Raw genomic sequence first — 14,443 nt, 5'->3', positions numbered from 1 at the left:
CAACCGGGAAAGCGCTTGCCCGCAACGGTACTACGCGTTGAAACGTTTTGCAAGCGACGTTATGAGCCTGTCATCGACGACGTCCAGCTGCACTCGATACACCGCGCAGCGCCGCTCTTGGGCACCCTCGGGATGGCCGAAAAATAGAACCAGAGGCACTCTCCGTCACGCACGACGGCACCGTGATGGCCGAACCCGAGACCCGGCATCTTCCCGGCGCCGAGGATCACGCTGTCCGCGTCACCCTGCCGCTCCCACGCGGTCGCATCCGTCGAGCGGTACACGGCCATGCCACGCCACTCGTCGACGATCATCCACCACCAGCCGTCGAGCTCAAACGCGTACGGTCCTTCGTGCGGACGCCCGCCGATCGCGACGCCCTCGACAGTCCAGTCCTCGAGGTCGGGCGATGTTGCGACCATGGTCACACTGTCCGCCGCCTCATCCTTGTACCAGAGCCGCCATGCACCATCCGGCGTGCGTGCGACGGCTGCGTCGATGACGCGATCACTCGACAGCACGATCGGGCCGCGGCGCGTCCAGCGAGCGAGGTCATCGGAGACATATTCGACGATCTCGCGCGCATGGCCCGGCCATTGGTCGGGCACCCCGTCGATCTCGGTGAGGTACATCCGCCAGCACATGCCGTCGTAGATGACCTCGGGTGCCCAGTGCGTACGATCGGTGGAAGCTGGCGGCCCCGAGGCTGATAGCTGTAGCCCGTCGGACGTCGGTTCGAGGGTCCCCGCATATGTCCAGTCCGCCCCGTCCTCGGAGTGCGCGACGCCGATGCGACTACCGTGCACCCAGGCGACGCCGGGACCCGGATCGGGATGCGTCGCCCGGCGCTGCGTGTAGAACATCGACCACCGCCCGTCAGCGATGACGACGGTCGGATCCGTCGCGCCGTCGTAGACCGGATCACGGTAGAGCTCGGCGAGCGTCATCCTCTGACGCCACGCATATCGGTCACCGGGCTCGCGAATCCGGAGCGATGCGTCGGATGCGTCGCCAGATCGGCTGGGGTGATCACCGCACCGTCGGCTGCAGCCGATGCGTAGATCGCGGCGACAAGCTCGAACGAGCGGGCAGGCTCGTCGGCGGTCTCCGGGAGCTGCCGACCATCCAACAGCGCATCGAATACCTCCCGCAGCAGCACCGAGTGGTCGCTGCGCTCCTCCGCCGAGGGCAGAGACCAGGCGTCAGCCTCATGCTCGAAACCGGGCGCCGGGGTGATCGCCCAGTTCTCATGTCCGTGCCCATAGAGATGGTCGACGGTTACCGTCGCCTTCTGCGTATCGATGCGGATCGAGCTGGTCTCGCGGGGCGAGACGGCGCTGGTGGCGACCTGCGCGACGACGCCGTTCGCGAACGTAACTGTCGCCGTGGATGCATCCTCCGTCTCGGTCTCCCGATCGAGCCGCCACAGGCGCCCCTGCACACTCGCCCAGTCGCCGAGCAGGAACCCCAGCAGATCCAGCTGATGAATACCGTGACCCAATGTGGTGCCACCGCCCTCGGTCTCCCATTTGCCGCGCCAGGGCACGGAGAAGTAGTCCTCGCCGCGATACCAGAGCGTTTGGCACAGAGCGATCAGTGGGCGCCCCAGCGCCCCCTGATGCAGCAGGCGCCGCACGTGCGCTGCTGCGGTTCCGGTGCGCTGCTGGAACACGACGGCCAGCCGACAGCCGGCTGCAACAGCGGCCGCGCGCATCTCGTCGAGTTCGTCCAGCGACGGCGCCGGGGGCTTCTCCACCACGACATGCGCCCCGGCGGCGAACGCGGCGAGCGCCTGTTCCCGGTGCACGACCGGCGGCGTGCAGATGAGGACGACGTCGGGATGCTCGGCGGCCAGGAGCTCGTCGAGAGTGTCATGCACCGCGGGTCCGCCGTATCGAGCGGCGAACACGTCGGCGGCGGCGCGCGACAGGTCAGTGACGGCGACGAGCTCGGCGCGTGGATGCAGCGCCACAGCCTGGGCGTGCAGATTGGCGACGGATCCGGTGCCGACGATCGCGGTGCGGAGGAGGGAAGTCATGCGAATGCCTCGGAATCTCGTGGGGGTGCGGCGGCCCATTGCCAGGTGTGCAGGCGCCCGCACATGCCGTAGCTGCGCTCGGGGGACGTGGGAGCGATGCGGGTGACGGAAGCGGCCGACATCAGCCCGGGCTCTCCCGCGGCGAGCGCGGTCAACTGCGCGTCTACACGCGCGGTCTCAGCCACGACGGTCGTCTCCCACTGGGCGCGCCACTGGGCGGTGCGGGGCCGGACAAGTCGTACGGCGCGCTCATGGAAGCGGGCGAGCGCCTCTGCTCCCCCGGCGCGCAGCACGGTGAACCCCTCCAGCGCGAGATCACGTCGGGCTCGGGCAGCAGCGGCACGGCCTTCGCCCGTGGGCAGAGCGACCGCCACAGCGTAAGCATCCGGATCGTCGAGCACCTCAGCCGGGAAGGTGAGCACGGCGTCGCCCGCTTCCGGCAAGCCGGCGTTCGACATCACGACCAGCAGGCGCAGGTCGCCGTGGTTGATCAGGCGGTGCACTGTGCCGGGCGAGAACCAAACGACGTCGCCGGGGGTGAGCGGTCGCTCCTCGAATCCCGCGGCCGACAGCGTCTGGACAGCGCCGCTCCCCGCGATCACGACGTACCCCTCGCTCGATGCGGTGTGCAGGTGTGGAGATCCGCTTCGGCATCCGTCTGCGGCCTCCCAGTCGTATACCTCGAGGTCGGAGACGGCGACCCCGCCGGGGAAGATGCCCGTCACAGTAGCTCCCGCAGGTGCGCCGCGAGTGCCGTTGCCGCATGCGCTCCGGCATCCGCGACCCCAACCGCGTACCGGAACACCACCGTCTCACCCGGGACGATCGTCAACTCCTCGCTGAAGAACGGCGCCGGGTTGAGCGCGGCGAATTCCTCGGAGCGCGCAAACCACTGCGGCGGATGGTGCGGGTTGGCGGCCGAGTCGACCATCACGAGCAGAGAGGTCGCGTCGATCTCGTCGTGCCTGCCGGCGAATCCCATCCACTCATGGCGCTGACCACGGATGTCGGATCCCGTCCCTGTGCCGTCTGCGGTGACGAGCATTCCGTCGGTGAACGAGCGCGGGCCGCGCCAGAATAGCCCGCCGTAGCCCGCATTGTCGCGGCCCTTCGTCGTCGGGGAGCCGATCAGAATCGGTGCATCCGTGATGTTGGTCATCTCGGTCACGAACGTGAGCGCCCATGCTTCGGGGGCCAGTAGTCGCGCGGTGAGCTCGCGGCGCTCGGTGAACAGACGGCGGCCGTTCTCGGTGATCCATTCCAGGTCGTGCGCGAAGCGGGCAATCTGACCCTCCTCGACTGCGGTGACCGCGATATGCGCCTGCGTGCCATCGTTGGGCAGCTGGACGTAGCCATGCCCGTGCACGTAGGTCGGCCCGCCCCAGAAGTTCTGGTCGTCGACGACCGGCAGCGACCAGGCGATGCCCTTGTGCCAGACGTGGTCCCACGGCCGGAACAGGCTCACAACGCGGCCGGCGCGGGTGCGCAACGGGTCGAGGTAGGGCTTAGGCGACTCGAGCTGCGGCGAATCCGGCACGAACACGTAACGGAGCAGCTCCACATCGCCATCGCGGACGACGAACTCGGACTCGGTGCGGATGGCGGACAGGGTCATGACACGGCCTCCTCGGTGCGGTCTTTGACAGGATGCCAGGGCACAGCATCGCCCGACATCGTACTGAAGAACGGATCATCGCCCGTGGTCTCACCCGCGGCGATCCCTCCGGTGCCGATGATGGCCGCCTGGAACGGTCGGTCCGTTGTCATGTCACTCCTTTGTGGACGCGGATTCTTCGAGATCGCGGCTCAGGTGAGCCCCGACTGGGTGAGGTGCAGCTTCGCGTAGCGGCCGTCGGCGGCGAGCAGCTCGTCGTGCGCGCCGCTCTCGACGATGCGGCCCTGTTCGAGCACGACGATGCGGTCGGCCTGTCGAATGGTGGATAGGCGGTGGGCGACGACGAGGGTGGTGCGCCCGCGCATCAGCCGCTCCAGCGCTTGTTTGACGAGCCCCTCGGATTCCGGATCGAGCGCGGACGTAGCCTCATCGAGCAGCAGGATCCGCGGGTCGCGCACGAGCGCGCGGGCAATGGCAAGGCGCTGCCGCTGCCCGCCGGACAGCCGCGCGCCGCGCTCACCGACGACGGTGTTCCACCCGTGCGGCTGCTCCTGCACGAAGTCCCAGGCGTTGGCATCGCGCAGCGCCCGGACGATCCGCTCGTCCGTGGCATCCGGCATCCCATACGCGATGTTGTCGCGGATCGATCCTTCGAACAGCACCGATTCCTGCGGGACGACCGAGACGAACCGGCGCACCGTGCGCATGTCGAGCGTCTGCATATCGAGGCCGTCGAGCAGGATGCGTCCGCCGCTGGGGCGCACGAAGCCGAGCACGAGGTTCAGGAGCGTCGATTTACCTGATCCGGATGACCCGACGAAGGCAACGGTCGCGCCGGCGGGGATCTCGAGGTCGATCTCGTGCAGGGCATCCGTTTCGGCATCCGCATAGCGGTGCGAGGCCTTCTCGAGGGTGATCGCGCCGTCGACGGCAGCGATCGCACGTCGGCCCTCGTTGAGTTCGAGGTCGGGCTCCTGCAGAACTTCGGCGATCGAGCGCACCGATTCCAGACCTCGAGCACCGACCGGGATGAGCATGAGAAGTTGGGTGAGCCCACCGGTGAGCAGCGTGAAGTATGTCGACAGCAACACGACTTCACCGGGCGTGATCGGCAGGAAGTCGGTGAGTGAGAATACCGCGGCGAGCACGAGGCATCCGACACCGAGCAGCTGCATCGCAACCCAGGAGATAGAAGCGACGTGCCCGTTGAGCATGTCCAGGTGAAGACCCGCACGCCGCACGCCGTCCGCGCCGCTGGCCACCCGGGTGACGGCGGTCTCCTCGAGGCCGTGGGCACGGGTGACCGGGATGAGTGATGCCATCTCCCCCACACGTGCGGAGAGCGTCTCGACTTCGCGGCGGAACACCTCGTTGCGCGCCCGGGAGCGGTTGCGCATGCCGTAGCGGATGCCGATCGCGATCGGCACGGCCAGTGCATATACCGGCAGGAACTGCGGCACGGCGATCGCCGTCATCGCGAGGGCACCGGTCATCACCATCGCAGCGGACAGCAGCGGATGCGTGACCTGCTGCAGCATGAGTTCGACGTTCTCGACGTCGCGGACGACCTTGGTCTGCACGATCGAAGAGCTGACTCGCGTGTGGTATCCGATCGACAGACTCTGCAACCGGGCGGCCAGGGCATTACGCAGGTCGGCGCCGGTATCGCGCACGACGGTCATGAAATTGCGGGTATAGAGGATGTGGTTCGGGTAGTTCTGCAGCAGCAGGACGGACGCAAGCACGAACCACCACACCACTGCCGATACCTCGCCCCGTCCTGCGACGATGTCGATGATGGCTGCTGTGACGACGGGCAGGAACCACAGCGGGACCTCCTTCATCGTGAAGGCGAGAACAGCGACGAGCATCCGTCCTGGCCGGCGCCGGAGCAGCCTCAGCACCGACCGCGTCGGGTGAGACCCGTCGATGAGGTCGGGAATCCGGGAAAGCGCTCTCCGTGTCACGAGTCCATGCTAGCCCCTCGAGCACAGCATCCCGCCACTTGGAAAGCGCTTGCCCGAGCGGGGTAGGCTGACGGCGTGACTTCGCGCTTCCTCATCGGTGAGACCGACTTCCTACTCGACGGCCAGCCGCACCAGATCATCTCCGGCGCCATGCATTACCCCCGGGTGCACCCCGATCTGTGGCGCGACCGCATCCGCAAGGCGCGCCTCATGGGGCTGAACGCGATCGAGACCTACGTGCCCTGGAACGCGCATGAACCGGTCAAGGGCCAGTGGCGCGAAGACGGAGACGTCGACCTCGGCAGGTTCCTCGACATCATCGCCGAAGAAGGGATGCACGCGATCGTGCGGCCCGGACCCTATATCTGCGCGGAGTGGCACAACGGCGGACTTCCGACGTGGTTGACCGCCGACAAGTCGCTGCGGCTGCGCAGCTCCGACCCTGCTTACCTCGCCGAGGTCACCGCGTACCTCGAGAAGGTGAACGCGATCATCGCGCCCCGCCAGATCGACAACGGCGGCAGCGTCATCCTCGTGCAAATCGAGAACGAGTACGGGGCCTACGGATCCGACACCGCCTACCTCGACACCCTCGTCACCACCACCCGCGCTGGCGGCATCAGCGTGCCCCTGACTCAGGTCGACCAGCCCATCCCGCACATGCTCGCCGGCGGCGCGCACCCCGCGCTGCACAAGACCGGCTCGTTCGGCGGACGCATCGCGGAGCGTCTCGCAACCCTGCGCGAACACCAGAGCACCGGGCCGATGATGTGCATGGAGTTCTGGTGCGGCTGGTTCGACCACTGGGGCGAGAAGCATCACACCACCGCGTTCGCCGACAGCGCCGCTGACCTTGACCGGCTGCTCGCCGCCGGAGCATCCGTCAACATCTACATGGTGCACGGCGGCACGAACTTCGGTCTCACCGCGGGCGCGAACGACTCCGGGCGTTACCTGCCGATGGTCACCAGCTACGACTACGACTCGCCGATCACCGAATCAGGCGATCTGACCGAGAAGTTCCACGCCTTCCGCGAGGTTATCGCGAAGCACGCGCCGGTTCCCGATCTGCCGCTTACGACGCCGGCAGATGCCCCGACGTTCTCCGTCCCGTTCGAGGCGGTCGCCGATCCGCTGGACCTGACTGCGACCGATCGCGGCGCCTTCGAGACGCCTGCGACGATGGACGAGCTCGGCGCGGACGTCGTGCTCGTGGAGTACTCGGCTTCGGCTCATACCTCGAGCCCCGGTGTGCTCGAGGCCGAGATCCGCGACTACGCGTGGGTCTCGCGTGACGCGCAGCCGGTCGGTCGTCTGCAGCGCAGCATCGGCGACGACAGCCTGATGCTTCCCGCCGGCAATCGGCTGGAGCTTCTCGTCGAAGAGGCCGGCCGCGTCAACTACGACACCCGGATCGGCGAGGCAAAGGGCCTCATCGACGCCCCTCGCATCGACGGTGACCCCGTAGCGGGCCCGTGGCAGGTGCGCACGATCGACGTGCCGGCGCTCGGCCGGGCAGTGGCGGATGCCGCGACCGATACCGCGCTGATCGTGAACGGCCGCGCTTCCGGTCCGGTGGGCTTGCGCGGCGCGTTCGTGCTCGACGAGCGGGCGGACCTCTTCCTCGACACCCGCGGCTGGGGCAAGGGCTACGCCTGGGTGAACGGTTTCTTCCTCGGACGGTACTGGCGCCGCGGCCCGCAACGGACCCTGTATGTGCCAGCGCCGGTGACGCGTGCCGGAGACAATCAGGTCGTCATCGTCGAACTCGAAGCAGTGACCGACGCGACGGCCCGGTTCCTCGCCCGCCCCGATCTCGGGCACGAGGTCGAGTGATGGCCCCCGCATTCAACGCCGCATTCGACTGGGTCCGACGACACGTCGAGGCCGAACGCCTTCCTACCGCCGTACTCGGCGTAGCAACGGCCGATGGCACGGTCGCACTGGAGGCGTTCGGCGATGCTCGGATCGACGACCGCTACCCACTGTTCTCGATCACGAAGCCGCTCACCGGCATAGCCGCGGCTCGTGCGATCGAGCGCGGCTTGCTGACCCCGGACACCCCGCTGACCGCGGCACTGCCCGGGTTCGGCGCCGGACGCGATGACATCGTGCGGCTGCGGCATCTTGTCAGTCACACGTCAGGGATCAGCGAGCCCCCGATGGACTCCGTGAGTCCGATGCGGGAGGAGTTGCTCGCGCAGGGCCGCGACTTCGTTGCGGGTACCGCTTCGCGATACTCGACGCTCGCCTTCGAGGGCATCGCCGCGCTCATCGAGCAGGCAACCGGCGGCACCTGGGACGCCGAGGTCAGTGCCTGGGCAGCCGAGATCGGCGCGGATGGGCTGAGTCTCGACCTGTCCGACGCGCACACCGTTGCGGATGCCTCCGCCGCCGGCGTCGACATGGAACGATTTGCCCTCAAACGTTCCCCCGGCGCAGGCTTTGCAGGACGCGCTGATGATCTGCTGCGCCTCGGCTCCGCGCTCCTGCGGATCGGCACGGGCGAGCGGGGTGGCATCCTGCATCCGTCGACCCTGGCGATGATGCGCCGCCCGCTGACCGGCGACATCCCCCGGCTGGAGCCGTACATCGCCGAGCGCGGGCAGGACTGGGGATTCACCTGGAACCTGCGCACGCGCGCTCCCGGTCTTATCGATCGCGACATCTTCGGCCACGGCGGTTGGGCCGGCACGGAGTTCTGGGTGCACCCGACTGCAGGACTCGCCTGGGTTCTGCTGACGAACCGCGCGATGCGCGATGGAGTCGAGCTCGATCAGCTCGACAACGCGATCATCGCGGCCTTCTGACAGCCCTCAGGGGGTTGCCCCCGTCACCAGCGCGGGTGGACGGCGGCGCGGAAGCGGCGGTCGTAGAGCTCCCGCACGGACGCGGTGAAGGCCTCGTCGAGTTCCGGCACCGAGCCCGCCGCCGCGTTCGATCGGGCCTGCGCGACGCTGCGAGCACCAGGAATGACAGACGAGACGCCCGGGAGCTGTGAGACCCACGCGAGGGCGGCTGTGGCCGGCTCGAGCCCGACGTTCTGGGCGAGTGTGGAGAACTCGTGCGCCGCTTCCACGCCCTCGTCGTAGTCGACGCCGGAGAAGGTCTCCCCCTGGTCAAAGGCCTCACCCTGCCTGTTGAAGGTGCGGTGATCGTTCGCGGCGAAGACCGTGTCGCGGGAGTAGCGACCCGAGAGAAGTCCACTTGCCAGCGGCACTCGCGTGATGATGCCGACACCGGCTTCGCGCGCTGCCGGAAGAACCTCGTCGAGCGGCTTCAACCGGAATGCGTTGAGGATGATCTGTACCGTCGCGACGCGGGGGCGCGCGATCGCGGCGAGCGCTTCGGCAGTCGTCTCGACGCTCACACCGTAGTTCGCGATAGCCCCCTCCTCGACGAGGCGATCGAGCGCGTCGAACACAGCATCGTCGGCGTACACCGCCGTCGGCGGGCAGTGCAGCTGCACGAGGTCGAGCGTGTCGACGCCGAGATTGCGGCGACTGCGATCGGTCCACTCATGGAAGTTCTCGTACACATAGTTGGCCGGGATCTGCTCCGCGCGGCGGCCCATCTTGGTGGCGACCGTCAGCTCGACATCCGCGTTGTCGCGTCGCCACTGTCCGATGATCGATTCGCTGCGTCCGTCGCCGTAGACGTCGGCTGTGTCGAAGAAGGTGACTCCGGATTCCGCACTCGCATCGAGCACGGCACGGGCGTCAGCTTCGCTCACCTCGCCCCAATCGGCACCGAGCTGCCAGGTTCCGAGACCGATGGTGGAGACGTCGCGGCCAGTGCGACCCAGGGAGCGATGCTGCATGGGGCCGAGTCTACGGTGAACCGGGGTGAGCGCGGCCCGGACTGCGAGACAACAGCTCAGCGAAGAGCGCGTCCACAGCAGGGTCGACGCGTTGCAGCTCCGGGTGGGCGTCATGCCATTCGATGATCTCCCGAGCCGCGAGGTGGAACGCGACGGTCGGGTTGAAGTCGGGCACCACTCGACGGATCTTCGTGTTGTCGAAGATCACGGAGTGCGCCATGTCGCCGGTGAGCTGACCTGCGCGCTCGGGAGCTGCCTGCTCGATCTCGGCGCTGGTGGCGTAACGGAGCTTCGGTTCCGCCCCTGCTGCTCGACCGAGGATCGTGTAGATCTCGTTCCATGTGTAGACGAAATCGCTGGTGATCTGGAATGTGTCGCCGTAAGCGAGCGGGTTGCCGAGGAGTCCGACGAATCCGACCGCGAAGTCACTCGCATGTGTGAGCGTCCACAGCGACGTACCGTCACCGTGAACGACGATCTCCTCGCCGCGCCGGATTCTGTCGATCGCCGTCCAACCGCCGAATGCGGGGATCGTCCACTTGTCGTAGGTGTGCGATGGGCGCAGCACCGTCACCGGGAACGCCCGGTCACGATACGCCCGAGCGAGCAGCTCCTCGCATGCGATCTTGTCGCGAGAGTACTGCCAGTGGGGATTGCGCAACGGCGTCGATTCCGTGATCGGCAGACGTGCAATCGGCTTCTGGTAGGCGGATGCGGAGCTGATGAAGACGTATTGCCCCGTGCGACCTTCGAAGCGATCGATATCGCGCTGCACCTGGTCGGGTGTGAACGCGACCATGTCCACGACGACGTCGTACTCACGGCCACCGAGCGTGGCATCGACCGCCGCCGCATCCGAGATGTCAGCCGTCAGCACCTCGACGCCCTCCGCGGGCGCACGGCGGGACTGCCCGCGGTTGAGCAGCGTCACCTCCATGCCACGCTGCGCCGCGAGTGCGCTTGCTGCCGAGGAGATGATCCCCGTCCCGCCGATGAACAGCACCTTCATCTGAGCCATGTCTGCACTCTATCGATGCGGCCTGCTGAACGCGCGCGGCTCACACCCCTTCATCAGTGATGAGCTGGCTCTCGCCGACGGCGTCCGGCGCGATATCGCGTTCGACGGTCGTCTTCAGCGGCACCTCCTTGATGAAGCACAGCAGCACGACCGCGACAAGCGCAAGAGGCGCCATGCCGAGCAGGAGTGGGGTCAGCGCGTCGTTGTATCCGTGCACCACGACCTCGTGCACGGATGCCGGCAGCTCCAGCACACTGTGCGGAGTGAGCGAAGCGATATCGCCGACCTGGGCTGCCGCAGCACCAGAAGGAAGCCGAGCTCCGATGATGTCCACCAACCTCACGGCGAACAGGCTCCCGATCACCGCGCTGCCCAGCGAGGCGCCGATCTGACGGAAGAAGTTGTTCGCGGCAGTCGCTGTGCCCACCACCCGGTTCGGGAACGTGTTCTGCACGATCAGCACAAGAATCTGCATGTTGATGCCCAGGCCCATTCCCAGCATGCCCACGTCCATGCAGAAGCGCCACAGCGGGGTCTCGGGCGTCATCGTTCCCAGCAGAACCAGTCCGAGCGCGACCAAAGCCGCCCCAACGATCGGCATCCATTTGTAGCGCCCGTACTTGCTCACGAGCCAGCCGCTGAGCAGTGAGGTGACCAGCATCATGCCCATCATCGGAACCATGAGGATGCCCGCCATCGTGGCATCCGCACCGAATGTCATCTGCAGATAGGTCGGCAGATACCCGATCGCGCCGAACATCGCGACGCCGATGAGCAGGCCCGCGGCGGTGGCGAGGTTGAAGTTGCGGTGCCGGAACAGGACCAGCGGGATGATCGGCTCGACGGCGTGCCGTTCCGCGAAAACGAACAGCACCCCGAACACGACGGTTGCCGCGATGAGCGAAAGGATGACCGGGGACGTCCATTCGTAGTCATTGCCGCCCCAGGAGGCGACCAGGATGAGACTCGCCGTTGCCGCCGCGAGCGTCATCATCCCGAACACGTCGATCTTCGGCTTCGAGTTCGTGCCCTTCGGCAGATGCAGCAGAGTGATCGCCGCCGCAAGCGCGAGAGCGCCGAGGGGGATGTTGATCCAGAAGGTCCAACGCCAATCGACCTCTTCGGTGAGCCAGCCGCCAAGGAGCGGGCCGGCCACCGACGACACAGCGAAGACAGCGCCGATGATGCCCATGTATTTGCCACGCTCGCGCGCCGGAACGACATCGGCGATAATCGCCTGCGACAGGATGATGAGCCCGCCGCCGCCGAGCCCCTGCACGATTCGTCCGACGATGAGCACCGTCATGTCGGGGGCGAGCGCACCGATCACGGAGCCCGCCATGAACGTCACTATCGCGAAGATCATCGGCCCTTTACGACCGATCAGGTCGCTCATCTTGCCGTAGATCGGCATCATGATGGTCGAGGCGAGGATGTAGGCGGTCATCACCCACAGCATCTGGTCGACGCCGCCGAGTTCACCGACCATCGTGGGCATCGCGGCGCTGAGCACCGTCTGGCTGAGCGAGGCGAGCAGCATCGCCAGAACCAGCCCGATGAAGAGCAGGATGATGCCCCGCCGCGACTCGTGCGAGCGGGGCCGTGGAGTGGTCGAGGAAACAATCATGGCAGCGTACGCAATACCTCTCGAAGGGTATGCAGAGTTTCGTCGACCTGGGGTCGGATATCAGCGGCCGAGGTGTGCCCCTCGATGACCTTTCGGATGCTCAGGCGGAGCACCGCATTGCACGTCACAACCAGAGCACGCGCTGCATCGTCGATCTCCGACAGTGCAGTGAAGGCGCCTCCGGTCCGCATTCGGTCGGCAACAGCACCGGCGATGCGCTGCTCGACGCCGATCATTCGGGCCCACTGCCGCTGAATGAGCTGCGGATGCTGCGCCATCAGTGCCCTGCGCTGTTCAAGCAGTGTCTCGTCGCTGGGCGTGAAGACTCCGAGCATGAGCGTCAGAATGTCGCCGATGAGATCGTCGGAGGTTCCGGAGCGCAACACGTCGAGTTCGTCGTCGCTCGGCAGCCCCTCGTGCAGGCCGACGAACGCATCTTCTTTGGTCGGGTAGTAGTTGAAGAACGTGCGCGGCGAGATGTCAACGCGCGCGCTGATCTCGGCGACCGTCGCCGCTTCTGGCCCGAGTTCGAAAGCCAGGTCCACGGCCGCTCGATGGATCGCATCTCGCGTCTGCCGCTGCTTACGGGCTCTCAGCCCTTCTGGTTGTTGCACGTACGCATTATTGCACGATCTGCAATTATGCACGAGATGCAGATAACGTATTATGCAGTGCAGCGGGCTGACGAAATGACCAAAGCAAAACGACGCCCGCTACCGATTCGTCACGATTGAGGTCATCCCATGAGAAGCATGAACCGCGCCACCGGTACGCTTGCCGCCACCATCGGACTCAGCATCCTTCTCACTTCCTGCACCACCGCGACACCAGAACCATCCGCTCCCCCGGCGAGCGACCACGCGGTGACGGATCAAGCGGACGCACCGTTCGGGACACCACGCGCGGTCGCTACCGGTCTGAACGCACCATGGTCAGTCGTCTTCCTCGACGGCACCCCACTAATCAGCGAGCGCGACAGCGGCCGCATCCTTGAACTCGCAGACGATGGCAGCACACGCGAGATCGGAACGGTGGCGGGCATCGACCATGCCGGCGAAGGCGGGCTTCTCGGCATGACCGTGGGCGACGGGCGGCTCTATGTCTACTCGACCGGGACGGACGGAAACCGAATCCAACGCTACGACGTGACTGGCGCACCGGGATCACTCGCGCTGGGCGACGCCATGACGATCCTCGACGAGATACCTTCTGCGAGCTATCACGATGGCGGACGCCTGGCATTCGGCGCCGACGGCATGCTCTACGCCACCACCGGCGATGCTGGTCAGGGCAGCGCCGCCCAAGATCTGGATTCCTTGGGCGGCAAGATCCTCCGCATGACCATCGACGGCGAAGTCCCGGACGACAATCCGTTTGCCGACTCGCTCGTGTACAGCTACGGACACCGCAACCCCCAAGGGCTGTCCTGGGCGGACGACGGCACCATGTTCGCAACCGAGTTCGGGCAGAACACCTGGGACGAACTGAACATCATCACCCCCGGCGCCAACTACGGATGGCCCACAGTAGAAGGCATCGCGAACAACGACGACTTCACGGATCCCGTGCAGCAATGGGGACCGAGCATTGCCAGCCCCAGCGGCATGACCCATCTTGATGGCACTCTGTTCATCGCAAACCTCCGCGGAACAGTACTCCGAACAGTTCCCGTCGCCGACCCCACGGCGTCAACCGACTACTACAGCGGCGAGTACGGCCGCATCCGCGATGTCACCGTCACACCAGACGGCACCATCTGGTTCATCACAAACAACACTGACGGACGAGGAGAACCCGATGCCGACGATGATCGCCTCATCGAAGTGACCTGGGGATAGCGCCATCCCGCTGGTCGATGAGTGGTCGACGCAAGATTGAACTAATTGGTGACACTAGAAGTGAAGCGGTTCGAACACATCATCCTGCATGACCCTCGATCAAGCCTGCGGCGAGAGGCGTGCCGCAGGTGCCATTTGACTATGGCCGCCCGTGGAGTCAGAGACTGTGGGATTTGAACAGGGGCCCACAGAATGTGGGGAAAAAACCCCGCAAAACAGCTTCTGACCAGGGATTTTATGGCGGAGACGGAGGGATTTGAACCCCATCTTCTGAGGCCTGCCTCGACCCGAAACAGTCAGAAACCCCGGATCTACGCGGTTTCCGGATTTGGAAAATCTGGGCTCAGCCCGTCTCAGCGGGGTTGACCCTTGTTCAGTTTGACGCAAAATGGGGGCACGGATGTCGACGGCGCTCGAACTTTGAACGTTTTCGGCGTTCGAAAAGTGAACGGTTTTGGGCAGTCTAGTCAGGGTTTTCGTTGGTCGTGGTTCTGATGCTGGGGAGGCTGTCGATGCCTCG

Annotated in this window: 13 protein-coding genes; 3 read left to right on the top strand and 10 right to left on the bottom strand. The window is 66.0% G+C overall.

Annotation, left to right across the window (positions count from 1 at the left end):
- Positions 1–59 precede the first annotated feature (59 nt).
- From ACSS7Z_RS14660 to ACSS7Z_RS14635, 6 genes are read right to left on the bottom strand one after another with little or no spacing between them, the layout of a single operon-like run.
- A complete protein-coding gene (locus ACSS7Z_RS14660; RefSeq protein WP_438255614.1) occupies positions 60–947 on the bottom strand; it encodes a family 43 glycosylhydrolase in 888 nt (295 codons plus the stop codon).
- Entirely contained in the window at positions 944–2,038 is a 1,095-nt protein-coding gene (locus ACSS7Z_RS14655; RefSeq protein ID WP_438255613.1) for a Gfo/Idh/MocA family protein, read from the bottom strand. Before ACSS7Z_RS14655 ends, ACSS7Z_RS14660 begins: the two co-directional genes overlap by 4 nt.
- Positions 2,035–2,763, bottom strand: a complete 729-nt coding sequence (locus ACSS7Z_RS14650; protein WP_438255612.1) for a cupin domain-containing protein — start codon at positions 2,761–2,763, stop codon at positions 2,035–2,037. The genes ACSS7Z_RS14655 and ACSS7Z_RS14650 overlap by 4 nt, the downstream gene beginning before the upstream one ends.
- On the bottom strand, positions 2,760–3,653 hold the full coding sequence (locus ACSS7Z_RS14645; RefSeq protein ID WP_438255611.1) for a DUF6807 domain-containing protein: 894 nt from the start codon (positions 3,651–3,653) through the stop codon (positions 2,760–2,762). Before ACSS7Z_RS14645 ends, ACSS7Z_RS14650 begins: the two co-directional genes overlap by 4 nt.
- Positions 3,650–3,805 (bottom strand): hypothetical protein, encoded by a 156-nt coding sequence (locus tag ACSS7Z_RS14640; RefSeq protein WP_438255610.1) that lies wholly within the window; start codon positions 3,803–3,805, stop codon positions 3,650–3,652. Before ACSS7Z_RS14640 ends, ACSS7Z_RS14645 begins: the two co-directional genes overlap by 4 nt.
- Positions 3,806–3,844: 39 nt before the next feature.
- Positions 3,845–5,620, bottom strand: a complete 1,776-nt coding sequence (locus ACSS7Z_RS14635) for an ABC transporter ATP-binding protein (RefSeq protein ID WP_438255609.1) — start codon at positions 5,618–5,620, stop codon at positions 3,845–3,847.
- A 75-nt stretch (positions 5,621–5,695) separates the two neighbouring features.
- Here ACSS7Z_RS14635 and ACSS7Z_RS14630 point away from each other — a divergent pair, with 75 nt between their 5' ends.
- Both ACSS7Z_RS14630 and ACSS7Z_RS14625 read left to right on the top strand, forming a co-directional pair.
- The gene (locus ACSS7Z_RS14630) at positions 5,696–7,456 is read left to right on the top strand and encodes a glycoside hydrolase family 35 protein (protein WP_438255608.1); all 1,761 of its coding nucleotides are present in this window, start codon (positions 5,696–5,698) and stop codon (positions 7,454–7,456) included.
- Positions 7,456–8,430 (top strand): serine hydrolase domain-containing protein, encoded by a 975-nt coding sequence (locus ACSS7Z_RS14625; protein WP_438255607.1) that lies wholly within the window; start codon positions 7,456–7,458, stop codon positions 8,428–8,430. Before ACSS7Z_RS14630 ends, ACSS7Z_RS14625 begins: the two co-directional genes overlap by 1 nt.
- Before the next feature lie 23 nt (positions 8,431–8,453).
- Here the strand turns inward: ACSS7Z_RS14625 and ACSS7Z_RS14620 are convergent, their stop codons facing one another.
- From ACSS7Z_RS14620 to ACSS7Z_RS14605, 4 genes are read right to left on the bottom strand one after another with little or no spacing between them, the layout of a single operon-like run.
- Positions 8,454–9,440, bottom strand: coding sequence for an aldo/keto reductase (locus tag ACSS7Z_RS14620; protein WP_438255606.1), 987 nt, complete (start codon positions 9,438–9,440; stop codon positions 8,454–8,456).
- A gap of 10 nt (positions 9,441–9,450) precedes the next feature.
- Positions 9,451–10,458, bottom strand: a complete 1,008-nt coding sequence (locus ACSS7Z_RS14615) for an NAD-dependent epimerase/dehydratase family protein (RefSeq protein ID WP_438255605.1) — start codon at positions 10,456–10,458, stop codon at positions 9,451–9,453.
- A 40-nt stretch (positions 10,459–10,498) separates the two neighbouring features.
- The gene (locus tag ACSS7Z_RS14610; RefSeq protein WP_438255604.1) at positions 10,499–12,085 is read right to left on the bottom strand and encodes an MDR family MFS transporter; all 1,587 of its coding nucleotides are present in this window, start codon (positions 12,083–12,085) and stop codon (positions 10,499–10,501) included.
- On the bottom strand, positions 12,082–12,630 hold the full coding sequence (locus ACSS7Z_RS14605; protein ID WP_438255603.1) for a TetR/AcrR family transcriptional regulator: 549 nt from the start codon (positions 12,628–12,630) through the stop codon (positions 12,082–12,084). Before ACSS7Z_RS14605 ends, ACSS7Z_RS14610 begins: the two co-directional genes overlap by 4 nt.
- Positions 12,631–12,828: 198 nt before the next feature.
- On the opposite strand from ACSS7Z_RS14605, the gene ACSS7Z_RS14600 reads away from it, so the two are divergent.
- Positions 12,829–13,923, top strand: a complete 1,095-nt coding sequence (locus ACSS7Z_RS14600; RefSeq protein WP_438255602.1) for a PQQ-dependent sugar dehydrogenase — start codon at positions 12,829–12,831, stop codon at positions 13,921–13,923.
- Positions 13,924–14,443 lie beyond the last annotated feature (520 nt).

This window comes from Microbacterium wangyouchuni, from assembly GCF_051546305.1.
In the GTDB taxonomy this organism is placed as follows: Bacteria; Actinomycetota; Actinomycetes; order Actinomycetales; family Microbacteriaceae; genus Microbacterium.
The sequence above is the reverse complement of the archived record's forward strand: the minus strand, read 5'-3'. Positions and strand labels throughout refer to the sequence as shown.

What these genes read in the sequence shown, in the direction of transcription:
- ACSS7Z_RS14660 (WP_438255614.1), bottom strand. Translation starts at nt 947, where the DNA reads ATGACGCTCGCCGAGCTCTACCGTGATCCGGTCTACGACGGCGCGACG.
- ACSS7Z_RS14655 (WP_438255613.1), bottom strand. Translation starts at nt 2,038, where the DNA reads ATGACTTCCCTCCTCCGCACCGCGATCGTCGGCACCGGATCCGTCGCC.
- ACSS7Z_RS14645 (WP_438255611.1), bottom strand. Translation starts at nt 3,653, where the DNA reads ATGACCCTGTCCGCCATCCGCACCGAGTCCGAGTTCGTCGTCCGCGAT.
- ACSS7Z_RS14640 (WP_438255610.1), bottom strand. Translation starts at nt 3,805, where the DNA reads ATGACAACGGACCGACCGTTCCAGGCGGCCATCATCGGCACCGGAGGG.
- ACSS7Z_RS14625 (WP_438255607.1), top strand. Translation starts at nt 7,456, where the DNA reads ATGGCCCCCGCATTCAACGCCGCATTCGACTGGGTCCGACGACACGTC.
- ACSS7Z_RS14620 (WP_438255606.1), bottom strand. Translation starts at nt 9,440, where the DNA reads ATGCAGCATCGCTCCCTGGGTCGCACTGGCCGCGACGTCTCCACCATC.
- ACSS7Z_RS14615 (WP_438255605.1), bottom strand. Translation starts at nt 10,458, where the DNA reads ATGGCTCAGATGAAGGTGCTGTTCATCGGCGGGACGGGGATCATCTCC.
- ACSS7Z_RS14610 (WP_438255604.1), bottom strand. Translation starts at nt 12,085, where the DNA reads ATGATTGTTTCCTCGACCACTCCACGGCCCCGCTCGCACGAGTCGCGG.
- ACSS7Z_RS14600 (WP_438255602.1), top strand. Translation starts at nt 12,829, where the DNA reads ATGAGAAGCATGAACCGCGCCACCGGTACGCTTGCCGCCACCATCGGA.